The sequence below is a fragment of the Herbaspirillum sp. C7C8 genome (genome assembly GCF_022627875.1).
Classification (GTDB): domain Bacteria; phylum Pseudomonadota; class Gammaproteobacteria; order Burkholderiales; family Burkholderiaceae_D; genus Herbaspirillum.
In genome coordinates, this window is record NZ_JABXGG010000017.1 from 95,696 (window position 1) to 109,951 (window position 14,256).

General features: G+C 62.3%; 13 protein-coding genes and 3 tRNA genes. All 16 read left to right on the forward strand.

Features of this window, described 5'->3' with window-relative positions:
* Position 1: 1 nt before the first annotated feature.
* A complete protein-coding gene (locus HWE01_RS18570; RefSeq protein ID WP_034350198.1) occupies positions 2–1,048 on the forward strand; it encodes a MucB/RseB C-terminal domain-containing protein in 1,047 nt (348 codons plus the stop codon).
* A gap of 14 nt (positions 1,049–1,062) precedes the next feature.
* The gene (locus HWE01_RS18575) at positions 1,063–2,541 is read left to right on the forward strand and encodes a DegQ family serine endoprotease (protein ID WP_175342399.1); all 1,479 of its coding nucleotides are present in this window, start codon (positions 1,063–1,065) and stop codon (positions 2,539–2,541) included.
* A 120-nt stretch (positions 2,542–2,661) separates the two neighbouring features.
* Positions 2,662–2,934, forward strand: coding sequence for a glutaredoxin family protein (locus tag HWE01_RS18580; protein WP_008327979.1), 273 nt, complete (start codon positions 2,662–2,664; stop codon positions 2,932–2,934).
* 153 nt (positions 2,935–3,087) lie between these two features.
* Positions 3,088–4,881, forward strand: a complete 1,794-nt coding sequence (lepA, locus tag HWE01_RS18585; RefSeq protein WP_008327981.1) for a translation elongation factor 4 — start codon at positions 3,088–3,090, stop codon at positions 4,879–4,881.
* 1 nt (position 4,882) lies between these two features.
* Entirely contained in the window at positions 4,883–5,797 is a 915-nt protein-coding gene (gene lepB, locus HWE01_RS18590) for a signal peptidase I (RefSeq protein WP_008327982.1), read from the forward strand.
* Positions 5,798–5,992: 195 nt separating this feature from the next.
* The gene (gene rnc, locus HWE01_RS18595) at positions 5,993–6,970 is read left to right on the forward strand and encodes a ribonuclease III (protein WP_034350201.1); all 978 of its coding nucleotides are present in this window, start codon (positions 5,993–5,995) and stop codon (positions 6,968–6,970) included.
* Entirely contained in the window at positions 6,967–7,896 is a 930-nt protein-coding gene (gene era / locus HWE01_RS18600; RefSeq protein WP_034350203.1) for a GTPase Era, read from the forward strand. The genes rnc and era overlap by 4 nt, the downstream gene beginning before the upstream one ends.
* 101 nt (positions 7,897–7,997) lie before the next feature.
* Entirely contained in the window at positions 7,998–8,840 is an 843-nt protein-coding gene (recO, locus tag HWE01_RS18605; protein ID WP_241822536.1) for a DNA repair protein RecO, read from the forward strand.
* A 164-nt stretch (positions 8,841–9,004) separates the two neighbouring features.
* Complete coding sequence (gene pdxJ, locus HWE01_RS18610; RefSeq protein ID WP_241822537.1) at positions 9,005–9,778, forward strand: pyridoxine 5'-phosphate synthase; 774 nt, start codon at positions 9,005–9,007, stop codon at positions 9,776–9,778.
* A gap of 10 nt (positions 9,779–9,788) precedes the next feature.
* Entirely contained in the window at positions 9,789–10,181 is a 393-nt protein-coding gene (gene acpS, locus HWE01_RS18615) for a holo-ACP synthase (RefSeq protein WP_008327987.1), read from the forward strand.
* Positions 10,178–11,206 carry a beta-N-acetylhexosaminidase gene (gene nagZ / locus HWE01_RS18620; protein ID WP_241822538.1) on the forward strand — a complete coding sequence of 343 codons (1,029 nt, stop codon included), beginning with the start codon at positions 10,178–10,180 and terminating at the stop codon, positions 11,204–11,206. Before acpS ends, nagZ begins: the two co-directional genes overlap by 4 nt.
* A gap of 17 nt (positions 11,207–11,223) precedes the next feature.
* Entirely contained in the window at positions 11,224–13,089 is a 1,866-nt protein-coding gene (gene uvrC / locus HWE01_RS18625) for an excinuclease ABC subunit UvrC (RefSeq protein ID WP_008327990.1), read from the forward strand.
* A 123-nt stretch (positions 13,090–13,212) separates the two neighbouring features.
* Entirely contained in the window at positions 13,213–13,812 is a 600-nt protein-coding gene (gene pgsA, locus HWE01_RS18630; RefSeq protein ID WP_175342404.1) for a CDP-diacylglycerol--glycerol-3-phosphate 3-phosphatidyltransferase, read from the forward strand.
* 58 nt (positions 13,813–13,870) lie between these two features.
* A tRNA-Gly gene (locus HWE01_RS18635) sits at positions 13,871–13,946 on the forward strand.
* Between the two features lie 152 nt (positions 13,947–14,098).
* Positions 14,099–14,172: transfer RNA gene (locus tag HWE01_RS18640), tRNA-Cys, on the forward strand.
* Between the two features lie 11 nt (positions 14,173–14,183).
* Positions 14,184–14,256, forward strand: a tRNA-Gly gene (locus HWE01_RS18645).

Below are 14,256 nucleotides of genomic sequence, written 5' to 3' on the forward strand. Positions count from 1 at the left end.
GATGTCTCTGACGGGGCGTCTGTACGGCGTACTGTGCTTGCTGACCACGTTGTTGGGGTTCTCCTTGGCGCCATCCGCTGAAGCGGCGGATGGCGTTTCAGCAACTGTGGTCAGCGAAGCCTCCACTTCTTCCGAATTGCTGGCGCAACTGCAAAAAATGCAGTCTGCCGCCCGGCGACTCAATTATTCCGGCAGTTTCGTCTACCAGCAGGCCGCGCAGATGCGCAGTTCGCGGGTCACTCACGTGGTGGTCGGCAAGAGTGAGCTGGAAAAACTCGAATTGCTCGACGGCAAGCCGCGCGAATTCGTGCGCGACAACGAGCAGGTGGCCAGTTACGATCCCGACCAGCGCATCGTGCGCAGGGAGCGGCGGGTCACGCGCGACACCTTCCCGGCCATCATCGATGCCCGCCCGGAAGAGTTGGCGCGCTTCTACCGGCTTGCCTCCGATGGCGACGAGCGCGTGGCCGGGCGCAGTTGCCGGGCCATCGTGCTGGCCCCGCGCGACAAGCTGCGCTACGGTTATCGATTCTGCGCCGACCAGGCCACCGGCCTGCTGTTGCGCGCGCAGACGCTGGATGGCCGGGGCGAGGTGATCGAACAGATTGCCTTCACCCAGATCGACATCGGGGCCATTGATCGCGCCCGGGTCAACCCCACTTACAAGGACACGCGCGGTTGGCGCATCGAGAAAGAGGCCATGGTCCCGGCCGATTTGTCGGCCTGGCAGGTCGCGCCGCCGCCCGGCTTTCGCAAGATCCAGCAGGTACGGCGCATGATTTCCGATAGCGGTGAGCCTGGTGCGGCGCCGGCCCAGAATCGTCCGTCCGAGCGCGAGGTCTTGCAGATCGTGTTTTCTGACGGGCTGGCCGCCATTTCGGTCTTCATCGAGCCGGGCAGTCAGGGCCGTGAAGAGGGTACGATGCAGCAGGGCGCCATGAATATCCTGGGACGTCGCCAGGGCGATTACTGGCTGACCGTCGTGGGAGAAGTCCCCGCCGCTGCGATCAGCCAGGTGGCCAATTCCATTGAACTGAAATCCAAATAAAAGAGACCGTTGCAATGATTTCCATGAAGAACACCCTGGTCAGCACCATGCTGGCCGCTTCCGTCCTTGCTGCTGCCCCGGCCGTGCAGGCGGCGCCCCCGGTGGCCTCGCCTGCGGTGGCGGCGCTGCCTGATTTCGCCGACATCGTCGAGCGCACCGGCCCGGCCGTGGTGAACATCCGTACCACCGAGCGCGTGCGCCAGAATGCGCAGGGGCAGGGTGGCATGGATGATCCGGAAATGCAGGAATTCTTCCGCCGCTTCTTCGGCATCCCCATTCCGCGCCAGCAGCAGCCGGGCACCCCGCGCGGCAACGGCAAGCAGGGCGGTCAGGGCCAGCAGGAAGAAGTGCCGCGTGGCGTGGGTTCCGGCTTCATCATCTCGGCCGACGGTTTCATCATGACCAATGCGCACGTGGTCGATGGTGCCAGCGAGGTCTATGTGACCCTGACCGACAAACGTGAATTCAAGGCCAGGATCGTCGGCTCGGATGCGCGTACCGATGTCGCCGTGCTCAAGATCGATGGCAGCAATCTGCCGCGCCTGAACATGGGGGACTCCGACAAGATCCGCGTGGGTGAATGGGTGCTGGCCATCGGCTCGCCCTTCGGCCTGGAAAACACCGTCACGGCCGGCATCGTCTCGGCCAAGGCGCGCGATACCGGCGACTACCTGCCGCTGATCCAGACCGACGTGGCGGTCAATCCCGGCAACTCGGGTGGTCCGCTGATCAACCTGAAGGGCGAAGTGATCGGCATCAATTCGCAGATCTACAGCCGTTCCGGTGGTTTCATGGGCATCTCCTTTGCGGTGCCCATCGATGAAGCGTTGCGCGTGGCCGACCAGTTGAAGACCAGCGGGCGCGTGACACGTGGCCGTATCGGCGTGCAAATCGGCGAAGTGACCAAGGATGTGGCCGAATCGCTGGGCCTGGCGCGCGCCCAGGGCGCCCTGGTGCAGCGGGTGGAAGCCGGTGGCCCGGCAGAGAAGGCCGGTCTGGAAGCGGGTGACATCATCCTGAAGTACAACGGTGCGACCATCGAGCGCCCCAGCGACCTGCCGCGCATGGTCGGCTCCACCAAGCCGGGTGCCAAGGCGACCGTCAATATCTGGCGCAAGGGCAGTGCCCGCGATGTCACCGTGACCGTGGTCGAGCTGGAAGCCGACAAGCCCAAGCAGGCCGAGGAAAAGAAGGCCAAGCCCGACAATGCCCCCAATGCTCTGGGCCTGGTGGTGAGCGATCTGAGCGACGCGCAGAAGAAGGACCTGAAGGTCGATAATGGCGTGCTGGTGGAAGCCGTCAGCGGTGCTGCTGCCGCAGCCGGCATCCGTCCGGGCGACGTGATCCAGCGTCTCAACGAAGTCGATATCAACGACAGCAAGCAGTTCGCCCAGCTGGTGGCCAAGCTCGATGCCAAGAAGCGCGCGGCCGTGCTGGTGCGCCGTGGCGACGCCTCGCAGTTCGTGCCGCTGCGTCCGAACGGCGGCAACTGAGGCGGGAAGTCTTCCCGAAAAATTGCCAGAAACTTCAGCATGAAGGCTGCGGTTCCTCGGGACCGCAGCCTTTTTCCTTGGTGATCCGCCGTGCCGAGGAAAAAACTTTCATATGAGCCTATGACCACCCCTCATCCCTTGCACTTCATCATCTATTCGCGCAGCTACTGCCATCTGTGCGAAGACCTGCGCGATGCCCTGCGCCAGGCCCTGGGAGCGACGCCCGCCAGTATCGAGATGATCGATGTCGATGCCGACGAGGCGCTGGTCGCCCGCTATGACGAACTGGTGCCGGTGCTGATGGGGCAGGGTGGCGATGGCCAGTGGGTGGAGTTGTGTCATTACCATCTCGATCTGGCCCGGCTTCAGGCATTTGTTGTCGAAATGAAATAAGTCCCGGTCTCAGGGCGCGCGGCCCGCCACCGGAAAGTCGGGCTTGTCCCGGTGAATTCCGGTAAAATGCCGGGTCGAATAAGCTGTTGCAAAGGCGCTCGGCTGGGCAAAGCCCGCTACAGAGCGCCTTTTTTCATCGTTTCCAGTCTGTTAATGAACAATATCCGTAATTTCTCGATCATCGCCCACATCGATCACGGCAAGTCCACGCTCGCCGACCGCATCATCCAGTTGTGCGGGGGCTTGTCCAACCGCGAGATGGAAGCCCAGGTGCTGGATTCGATGGATATCGAGCGCGAGCGCGGGATCACCATCAAGGCCCAGACCGCAGCCCTGTCCTACAAGGCCAAGGATGGCCAGATCTACAACCTCAATCTGATCGATACCCCGGGTCACGTCGACTTCAGCTATGAAGTCTCGCGTTCGCTGTCGGCCTGCGAAGGCGCACTGCTGGTGGTGGACGCTTCGCAAGGCGTGGAAGCGCAGACCGTGGCCAACTGCTACACCGCCCTGGACCTGGGCGTGGAAGTGGTGCCGGTCTTGAACAAGATCGACCTGCCCTCCGCTGATCCGGACAACGCCAAGAGCGAGATCGAGGACGTCATCGGCATCGATGCGGCCGACGCCACCCCCTGCTCGGCCAAGACCGGCCTGGGTGTGGAAGAGGTGCTGGAAGCCATCGTGGCCAAGGTGCCGGCGCCCAAGGGCGATCCGGATGCGCCGTTGCAGGCGCTGATCATCGATTCCTGGTTCGACAACTACGTCGGGGTGGTCATGCTGGTGCGCATCGTCAATGGCACCTTGCGTCCCAAGGACAAGATCCTGTTGATGGCCACCGAAACCCAGTACCTGACCGAAAGCATTGGCGTGTTCACGCCCAAGTCGCAATCGCGTGAAGCCTTGACGGCAGGGCAGGTCGGTTTCGTCATCGCCGGCATCAAGGAATTGAAGTCCGCGCGCGTGGGCGACACCATCACCCTGGCCGGCAAGCCGGCCGCGGCACCGCTGCCGGGCTTCAAGGAAGTGCAGCCGCAGGTGTTTGCGGGTCTGTTCCCGGTGGAAGCCAACCAGTACGACGCCCTGCGCGACTCGCTGGAAAAGCTCAAACTCAACGACGCTGCGCTGATGTATGAACCGGAAGTGTCGCAGGCGCTGGGCTTCGGTTTCCGCTGTGGCTTCCTGGGCCTGTTGCACATGGAAATCGTGCAGGAACGCCTGGAGCGCGAGTTCGACATGGACCTCATCACTACCGCGCCGACGGTGGTGTATGAAGTGCAGCAACGCGACGGTACCATGCTGATGGTGGACAACCCGTCGAAGATGCCGGAAGTCTCCAAGATCGAAGAGATTCGCGAACCCATCGTCACCGTCAACCTGTACATGCCGCAGGAATACGTGGGCTCGGTCATCACCCTGTGCACGCAGAAACGCGGCATCCAGATGAACATGAGCTACCACGGCAAGCAGGTGCAGCTGACCTACGAAATGCCGATGGCCGAAATCGTGCTGGACTTCTTCGATCGCCTCAAGTCCACCTCGCGCGGCTACGCTTCCATGGACTACGAGTTCAAGGAATACCGCGCGGCAGACGTGGTCAAGGTCGACATGCTGATCAACAGCGAGAAGGTCGATGCGCTGGCCATCATCGTGCACCGTGCCGCGGCGCAGATTCGTGGTCGCCAGGTGGCGGCCAAGATGCGTGAACTGATCCCGCGCCAGATGTTCGACGTGGCCATTCAAGCGGCCATCGGTGCCACCATCATCTCGCGTGAAAACGTCAAGGCCATGCGCAAGAACGTGCTGGCCAAGTGCTATGGCGGTGACATCTCGCGCAAGCGCAAGCTGCTCGAAAAGCAGAAGGCCGGCAAGAAGCGCATGAAGCAGGTGGGCTCGGTCGAAATCCCGCAGGAAGCATTCCTGGCAATCTTACAAGTGGAAGATAAATAACATGCAGGCTTTGTTGGGCAACTTCGCACTCATTCTGTTCGTCCTGATGCTGGTGACCGGCGTCATCTGGTTCGCAGACACCTTCTTCCTTGCCAAGCAGCGCCGCGCCCGTGCCGATGCCGCCCTGGCCGAGTTCGACGCCCGCGTGGCGCGCGATGAGGCGCAAGGCATCAAGCGCGATGGCAGCGTCGCCGCCAGCCGTGCCGACTTGCAGGCCCATCATCTGAAGCAGCCGGCCTGGATCGAGTATTCGGGCAGCTTCTTCCCGGTGATCGCGCTGGTGTTCTGTCTGCGCTCTTTCCTGTATGAGCCGTTCAAGATCCCGTCCAGCTCGATGGTGCCGACCCTGCAGGTGGGCGACCTGATCCTGGTGAACAAATTCACCTACGGTATCCGCCTGCCCATCATCAACAAGAAGATCATCGACGTGGGCCAGCCGCAGCGCGGCGATGTCATGGTCTTCAAGTACCCCAAGGATCCGTCGGTGGACTACATCAAGCGCGTGGTGGGCGTGCCCGGTGATAAAATAGTCTATGAAAACAAGCGCTTAACGGTGAATGGTGAACAAATTTCTTATAAAGCGCTGCCGGATTATCTGGACGACGAAAATCTGACGTACTATAAGCAGTGGCAGGAAAACCTGACCGGCGTGGAACACAAGATTCTGACCGATGAGCGTGCTCCCAACTTCGTGCCCAATCCCGATGCCTTCCCGCATCACGAGCTGTGCACCTACAACGCCGAAGGTTTCGCCTGCACGGTGCCGCCCGGCGAGTATTTCATGATGGGAGACAACCGGGACAACAGCCTCGACAGTCGTTACTGGGGCTTCGTACCGGACCAGAACATCGTCGGCAAGGCCTTCTTTGTCTGGATGAACCTGGGCGATATCAAGCGGATCGGCAGCTTCCACTAAAAGTGCGCCGCATCCTGGTCCAGCAGCTTTCGTAGTTTTCGCGGTTTCCAACTGGCAACTTCGCATTGTGGAGGCAGACCCGGAGCAGTTTTCAGCTTTGCTTTGAACCGATCCCGCTGACTGGTCAGGCTGGTAATCCCCGATCCACGCGCCGCTGCGCGTATCGGGGCGGCAGACTGAATGACGGATGAAAAAATGGATCCTCAACTCTTGCAACAACGGCTAGGCCACAATTTCAAGGATGCTTCGCTCCTGCAGCAGGCCTTGACCCACCGTAGCCATAGCGCCTTGCATAACGAGCGGCTGGAATTCCTCGGCGATTCGGTGCTGAACTGCGTGGTGGCCTCGCTGCTCTTCGAACGTTACGACAAGATCGACGAAGGCGATCTCTCGCGCCTGCGTGCCAATCTGGTCAAGCAGCAATCCCTGTATGAAATCGCCCAGCGGCTGGAGCTGTCGCAGTTCCTGCGCCTGGGCGAGGGCGAGCTGAAGTCGGGCGGTTTCCGCCGTCCCTCCATCCTCGCCGATACCCTGGAAGCGCTTTTTGGCGCCATCTTCCTCGATTCCGGCTTCGAGGCGGCGCGGGCGGTGATCCGCTCGCTCTACGTCCCTGTGCTGGAACACGTGGATCCCAAGACCCTGGGCAAGGATGCCAAGACCCTGTTGCAGGAATTTCTTCAGGGCAAAAAGATTCCGCTGCCGCAGTACAACGTCATCGCCACGCACGGCGCCGCCCACAGCCAGGAATTCGAGATCGAATGCCTGGTCCCCAAGCTGGACATTCAGGTCTTCGGTACCGGCGGCAGCCGCCGTGCTGGTGAACAGGCCGCCGCCAAGCTGGCCCTGGAAGCGGTGCAACTGGCGCTGGCCAAGACCCCTTCGGCCGGCCGCAAGCCGCGTACCCGCACCACCCAGTTGAAGCTGGCCGGCATTGCCACCATTCAGCCGGATGCGCCGGAGCACGACAGCGGCAAGGGCAATCGGTCCGAGGCCTCGACGGTCAATGGCAGCAAGCCGGCCAAGCCGGTGAAGGAGCCGAAGGAAACCAAGGAGCAGAAGGGCGCGCCGGTCACGGCCCGCAACGACGGCAAGAATACCGGCGACCGCACTGAAACGGTCGCAGCAGAACCCATTTCGGCGGCTTCATCCGCCTCGCAATCCAGAACAGCATGACAGACTCCCCCATGGCCGACGACGCGTCGGCGCAGACCCCTGATGACGATTACCGTTGCGGCTACATCGCCATCGTCGGTCGTCCCAACGTCGGCAAGTCGACCCTGATGAACGTACTGGTCGGCGCCAAGGTCAGCATCACCTCGCGCAAGGCCCAGACCACGCGCCACCGCATCACCGGCATCCAGACCATCGAGAATACCCAGTATGTCTATGTGGATACGCCGGGCTTCCAGACCCGCCACAGCAACGCGCTCAACAAGACCCTGAACCGCACCGTCACCAATACCCTGACGGCAGCCGACGTGATCCTGTTCGTGATCGAAGCCGGTACCTTCGGCCCGGCCGACAAGCAGGTGCTCGATCTCCTGCCGGCCAACGTGCCCTGCATCCTGGTGTTGAACAAGGCCGACCGCAACAAGGACAAGACCACGCTCATGCCCTTCGCCCGCGAAGTGGCTTCGCACCATGATTTTGCCGCCGTGGTGCCGGTCTCGGCCAAGCAGCGTTTCCAGCTGGACCGCCTGCAGGAAGAGGTACGCAGACTGCTGCCGCAGAATCCGCCGATGTTCGATGAAGACGACATCACCGACCGCAGCGAGAAATTCCTGGCCTCCGAAATCGTGCGCGAGAAGGTGTTCCGCTTCGTCGGCGAAGAATTGCCCTACACCAGCACGGTGCTCATCGAGAAATTCGAACAGGAAGGCAACCTGCGCCGCATCTTCGCCGCCATCCTGGTCGAGCGCGACACCCACAAGGCCATGGTGATCGGCCAGAAGGGCGCGCGTCTCAAGGAAATCTCCACCCAGTCGCGGCTGGACATGGAGCGCCTCTTCGGCGGCCCGGTCTATCTGGAGATCTGGGTCAAGGTCAAATCGGGCTGGGCTGACAACGAAGCCGGCCTGCGCGCCTACGGCTACGAATGAGCCGGCGTGCGGCCCTCTGCAGGCTGCGCTGAATTCCTGCATCATCATGGCATTACGCCGCGCCTCAACGACGTGGCTTCACGCTTTCAGGACGGATATCCATGACCACCATGCTCAACGAAACCCCGCTGGCCAGCCAGGTTGTTGATCCGGCAGTGCCGCAGGCGCCTGTCAAGGCTCCGGTGCGCAAACCGGCGGCACCGCGTGCGCGTAGCCGCGCCGTGCCGGAGAAGGAGCACAAGGTATTGGCGCAGCCGGGCTTCGTGCTGCACAGCTATCCCTACAAGGAAACCAGTCTCATCATCGACGTCTTCTCGCGCGACCATGGTCGCGTGGCGCTGGTGGCCAAGGGGGCCAAGCGTCCGCACTCCAAGCTGCGCGGGGCCTTGCAGACCTTCCAGCCGCTCTCGCTGTCGTGGAGCGGCAAGTCCGAGGTGCGTACGCTGACCGATGCCGAATGGGTCGGGGGCCTGCTGCCACTGGAGAAATCGGCACTGCTGTGCGGCTTCTATCTCAATGAACTGCTGGTCAAGCTGCTGGCGCGCGAAGATGCGCATCCGGCCCTGTTCGACCATTACGTGGCCACCCTCAACAAGCTGGCCCACGGCGAGAATGCCCCCATCGTGCTGCGTCAGTTCGAACGCCTCCTCCTGAAGCAGACCGGGGTGGCCGGCAACTGGAGCCATTGCGTGGTCAGCGGCAAGGCCGTCCAGCCTGACGGCATCTACGTCGTCGATCCCGAGCAGGGTACCCGTCCGGAGCGCATTTCCGACCGCGCGCCCAAGGTCTCCGGCAAGACCTTGCTGGACATGGAGCGCGAGGACTACAGCGACCCCACCACGCAGTTGCAAAGCAAGTTCCTGATGCGCTACCTGCTGTCGCATCACCTGGGCGGTGCGCAGCTCAACACGCGCCAGATCCTGATCGACCTGATGCAGCTGTGATGGCGCGGGCGGCCTGCCTGCCGCCGGCCAGAACATGCCGCCACTTGATCCCGTCTGCCCCCGCGTGCGATCCCGAGCCGCTACAATCCGACATAGGCTGCACGGTTCTTCACGTGCAGCCTTGATCACATCCCGACATCATTCAAACGAAGCTTCCTGACACCATGAGTTTCCTGCAGCCTGCCGGCCCGGCCATCGACCTGGGCATCAACATCGATCACGTCGCCACCCTGCGCAATGCCCGCGGCACGCGTTATCCCGACCCCATCCGCGCAGCGCTGGAAGCCGAGGAAGCCGGGGCCGATGCCATCACCCTGCACCTGCGCGAAGACCGTCGCCACATCCGCGACGAGGACGTCAAGGCCATCCGTCCGCTGCTGCAGACGCGCATGAATCTGGAAGCCGCCGTCACCCGCGAGATGATTGATTTCGCCTGTGGCATCCAGCCGCAGGATGTCTGCCTGGTGCCGGAAAAGCGCACCGAAGTCACCACCGAAGGCGGCCTCGACGTGCGCGGCCATTTTGCCGATGTGCAGGCGGCGATCGTCCAGTTGCAGCAGGAGCGCATTCGGGTCTCTTTGTTCATCGATCCGGATGTCGAGCAGATCCAGGCCGCCGCAGAATCGGGCGCACCTGTCATCGAACTTCATACAGGCCGTTATGCGGACGCCACCAGCGAGCGCGAGCAGCAGGAAGAGCTGGAACGCATCCGCGTCGCCGTGCAGGCGGGCGTGAAGCTGGGCCTGAAGGTCAATGCCGGTCACGGTCTGCACTACACCAACGTCCAGGCCATCGCCGCCATCCCCGAGATTGCCGAACTCAACATTGGCCATGCCGTGGTCGCCCATGCGGTCTTCGCCGGCTGGCGCAATGCGGTCTCCGAGATGAAGGCCATCATGGTCAAGGCGCGCCTGGACGCGCTCAAGGCCCGGGGCTGAGGCGCGCTGCATGATCTACGGCATCGGTACCGACATCCTTCAGATTTCCCGCCTGCAGGCAACCCTGCAACGCCACGGCGACCGCTTCGCCGCCAGGATCCTGGGCCCGCAGGAAATGGAAAAATACCTGCGCCGCAAGGCCAAGGTGGAGGCCCGTGGCATCCGCTTCCTGGCCACCCGTTTCGCCGCCAAGGAAGCTTTTTCCAAGGCCATCGGCATGGGCATGCGCATGCCCATGACCTGGCGCGCCATGCAGGTCCTCAACGCGCCCAGCGGCAAACCGGTGGTGGTGTGCAGCGGCGCCTTGCAACAATGGATGGAAGAGCAGGGCCTGAGCGCCCAGGTCTCCGTCACCGACGAGGTGGAATACGCCGTCGCCTTTGTCATCGTGGAGAAGTCATGAATCAAACCGTCAAGCCGCTCGGTCCGGTGATGCTGGATGTGGTCGGCACCCGGCTGGATGCGGCCGACATCGCACGTATCCAGCACCCGCTGACCGGCGGGGTGATCCTGTTTGCCCGCAATTACGAAAACCGTGCGCAACTGGTCGCGTTGACCAGCGCGATCCGCCAGACTCGCCCCGGCATTCTGATCGCGGTCGACCACGAAGGCGGCCGCGTGCAGCGCTTCCGCACCGACGGTTTTACGCGTCTGCCGGCCATGGGCCAGCTCGGCCAGTTGTGGGATCGCGACGTGCTGCGAGCCACCAAGGTGGCCACGGCCACCGGCTTCGTGCTGGCCGCTGAACTGCGCGCCTGTGGCATTGACCTGTCGTTCACGCCGGTGCTCGATCTGGATTACGGGGTCTCGACCGTGATCGGCGACCGTTCCTTCCATCGCGATCCGCGCGTGGTCACGCTCATGGCCAAGAGCCTCAATCACGGTCTGGCGCTGGCGGGCATGGCCAATTGCGGCAAGCATTTCCCCGGCCATGGTTTCGTCACGGCAGATTCGCACGTGGCCATTCCGGTGGATGAACGTCCGCTGGACGATATCCTGGGTGACGATGCCACCCCGTATGACTGGCTGGGCATGAGTCTGGCGGCCGTGATGCCGGCCCACGTCATCTATCCCAAGGTGGATGCCCAGCCGGCCGGTTTCTCCAAGGTGTGGCTGTCCATGCTGCGCGAGCGCTTCGCCTTCCAGGGCGTGATTTTCAGCGACGACCTCAGCATGCACGGCGCCAGTGTCGCCGGTGGTCCGCTGGAGGCGGCACAAGCAGCACTGGATGCTGGCTGCGACGTGGCCCTGATCTGCAATTCACCCGAGAAGGCCGATGCCATTCTGGCCGGCCTCAAGGGCGGCACGGATGCGGCGTCTGCTGCGCGTCGCGCTACCTTGCTGCCCTGCGGCGAGGCGCTGATGTGGGAGACGCTGCAGGCTGAGCCGCGCTATCTGGCGGCGCGCGCGCTGGTACAGTCGCTGTAAGTCTTTCGCATTCGTTCATGTCCGACATTCCTGCTTCCCCGCTCCCCGATCCGCGCGAGGTCGTGCTGGAGACGGTCGCCCGGCTGCCACACCTGCCGGGCGTGTATCGCTATTTCGACGCCGAAGACAACGTGCTCTACGTGGGCAAGGCGCGCGACCTCAAGAAGCGTGTTTCCAGCTATTTCCAGAAGACCCTGACCAGCCCGCGCATCGCCATGATGGTCGAGCGCATCGCCCGGCTGGAAACCACGGTCACCCGCAGCGAAGCCGAAGCGCTGCTGCTGGAAAACAATCTCATCAAGACGCTGCGTCCGCGCTTCAACATCCTCTTTCGCGACGACAAGTCCTACCCCTACCTGAAGATCACCGGCCATGCCTTCCCGCGCATGGCCTACTATCGTGGTGCGGTGGACAAGCGCAACCAGTACTTCGGTCCTTTCCCCAATGCCGGGGCGGTGAAGGAATCGATCCAGATCCTGCAGAAGGTATTCCTGCTGCGCACCTGCGAAGACACTGTCTTCACCAATCGTACGCGGCCCTGCCTGCTGCACCAGATCCATCGCTGCAGCGGCCCCTGCGTGAACCTGGTCAGCCGCGAGGATTACGCGCTCGATGTGGAGAACGCCTCCAAGTTCCTGCGTGGCCGCCAGAGCGAAGTCATGGAAGCGCTGGAGCAGAAGATGCACGCCTTCGCCGCCGACCTCAAGTTCGAGCAGGCCGCCGCCGTGCGCGACCAGATCGGCTCGCTCTCCAGCGTGCTGCACCAGCAGAGCATGGAGACGGTGAGCGACGCCGACATCGACATCATCGCCGTGGTGGTGCAGGGGGGGCGTGCCTGTGTGAACCTGGCGATGGTACGCGGCGGCCGACATCTGGGCGACCGCGCCTATTTCCCCACGCATGTGGACGATGCGATGGACACCGCCGAGGACAGCATCGAGGTCGAAGTCCTGAAAGCCTTCCTGGCCCAGCACTACATCGACAAGTTCATTCCCGGCTCGCTCATCGTCGGCACCGAATTCGATGATCCGGCGCTGATGATGGCCCTGATGGAGCAGTGCGGCCATCGCATCACGCTGACCTTCCAGCCACAGGGCCAGCGTCGCCAGTGGCTGGAGATGGCCACCAAAGGCGCCGGGATCGCACTGGCGCGGCTGCTCTCCGAACAGGGCTCGCAACAGGCACGCACCCGCGCACTGGCCGAGGTGCTGGAGCTGGAACGCGAAGACCTGGACGAACTGCGCGCCGAATGCTTCGACATCAGCCACACCCAAGGTGAAGCCACGCAAGCCTCGTGCGTGGTGTTCCATCACCATGCGATGCAGAACGGCGAATACCGTCGCTACAACATCAACGACATCACGCCCGGCGATGACTACGCTGCCATGCGTCAGGTGCTCACGCGGCGCTATGAAAAGGTCGCCAATGGCGAGGGCGTGATGCCGGACATCGTGCTCATCGACGGTGGCAAAGGACAGGTGGAAATGGCCCGCCAGGTGCTGACCGAGCTGGGCCTGGACATCAGCCTCATCGTCGGCGTGGCCAAGGGGGAGGGGCGCAAGGTGGGACTGGAAACCCTGGTCTTCGCCGATGGTCGCGCTCCCAAGGAGCTGGGCAAGGAATCTGCCGCGCTGATGCTGATCGCGCAGATCCGCGACGAGGCGCACCGCTTTGCCATCACCGGCATGCGTGCCAAGCGCGCCAAGGCGCGCCAGACGTCGCGTCTGGAAGAGATCGAGGGCATCGGTGCCAAGCGCCGCCAGCGCCTGCTGGTGCGCTTTGGCGGTCTGCGCGGGGTGGTCGATGCCAGCGTGGATGACCTGGCTTCGGTAGAAGGTATCTCGCGCCAGCTGGCCGAGGAAATCTACCGGCAACTGCATTGAATGACGTGCATCCGTCACTGCGTCGATGCGCGCGCTGACGTAAAGGCGGGCGCAGCAGGGGATGACTCTGCTACTATTCGGTAAATTTTTTTTCGTGTACGCCGCTCCAACCCTCCTAGACGTATGCCTTTCAATATTCCGATTCTGCTGACCTGGTTGCGGGTGGCACTCATTCCTCTGGTCGTCGGGGTCTACTACCTGCCCGAGATCGGCCTGAACCGCTACGAACAGGGCATTGCCGCCACGGCCATCTTCGTGGTGGCCGCCGCGACCGACTGGTTCGATGGTTTCCTGGCGCGCCGCTGGAACCAGACCTCCGCCTTCGGCGCCTTCCTCGATCCGGTGGCCGACAAGCTCATGGTCACCGGCGCCTTGCTGGTGCTGGTCCATCTGGACCGCGTGCATCCGGTGATCGCCTTCATCATCATCGGTCGCGAGATTGCCATCTCGGCGCTGCGCGAATGGATGGCGCAGATCGGCGCCTCCAAGTCGGTGGCGGTCAGTTCGCTGGGCAAGATCAAGACCACTGCGCAAATGATCGCCATCCCCATGCTGCTGTACTACGACAGCCTGTTCGGCTTCATCGATACCCGTCTGTGGGGTAGCCTGCTGCTGCTGGTGGCGGCGGTGCTGACGGTGTGGTCGATGCTGTACTACCTGCGTCGCGCCATGCCCATGATCAAGGAAGCCGATGCCAGCCACAGGAAAAAAATAATTAAATAATTAAGATCGATAGTTGACAAATACCAACGCCGCCTTATAATAGCGTTCTGTTTTCGATGCGGGAGTAGCTCAGTTGGTAGAGCGATACCTTGCCAAGGTATAGGTCGAGAGTTCGAGACTCTTCTCCCGCTCCAGGTTACTTGGAAAAAAGGAAGCCTAACAAAGCTTCCTTTTTTTATTGTGATAGGTGAGCGAGCATTGAAAATTTGGCGGCGACGCAAGTCGAGAAAAGTCAAAAAAGATGTTTGCAAACAACACGTGTTTTAGGTAGTATGCGTGTCCCCAAGGCGGGGTAGCAAAGTGGTTATGCAGCGGCCTGCAAAGCCGTCTACGCCGGTTCGATCCCGACCCCCGCCTCCAAAACGCTCCATGCGGGAGTAGCTCAGTTGGTAGAGCGATACCTTGCCAAGGTATAGGTCGAGAGTTCGAGACTCTTCTCCCGCT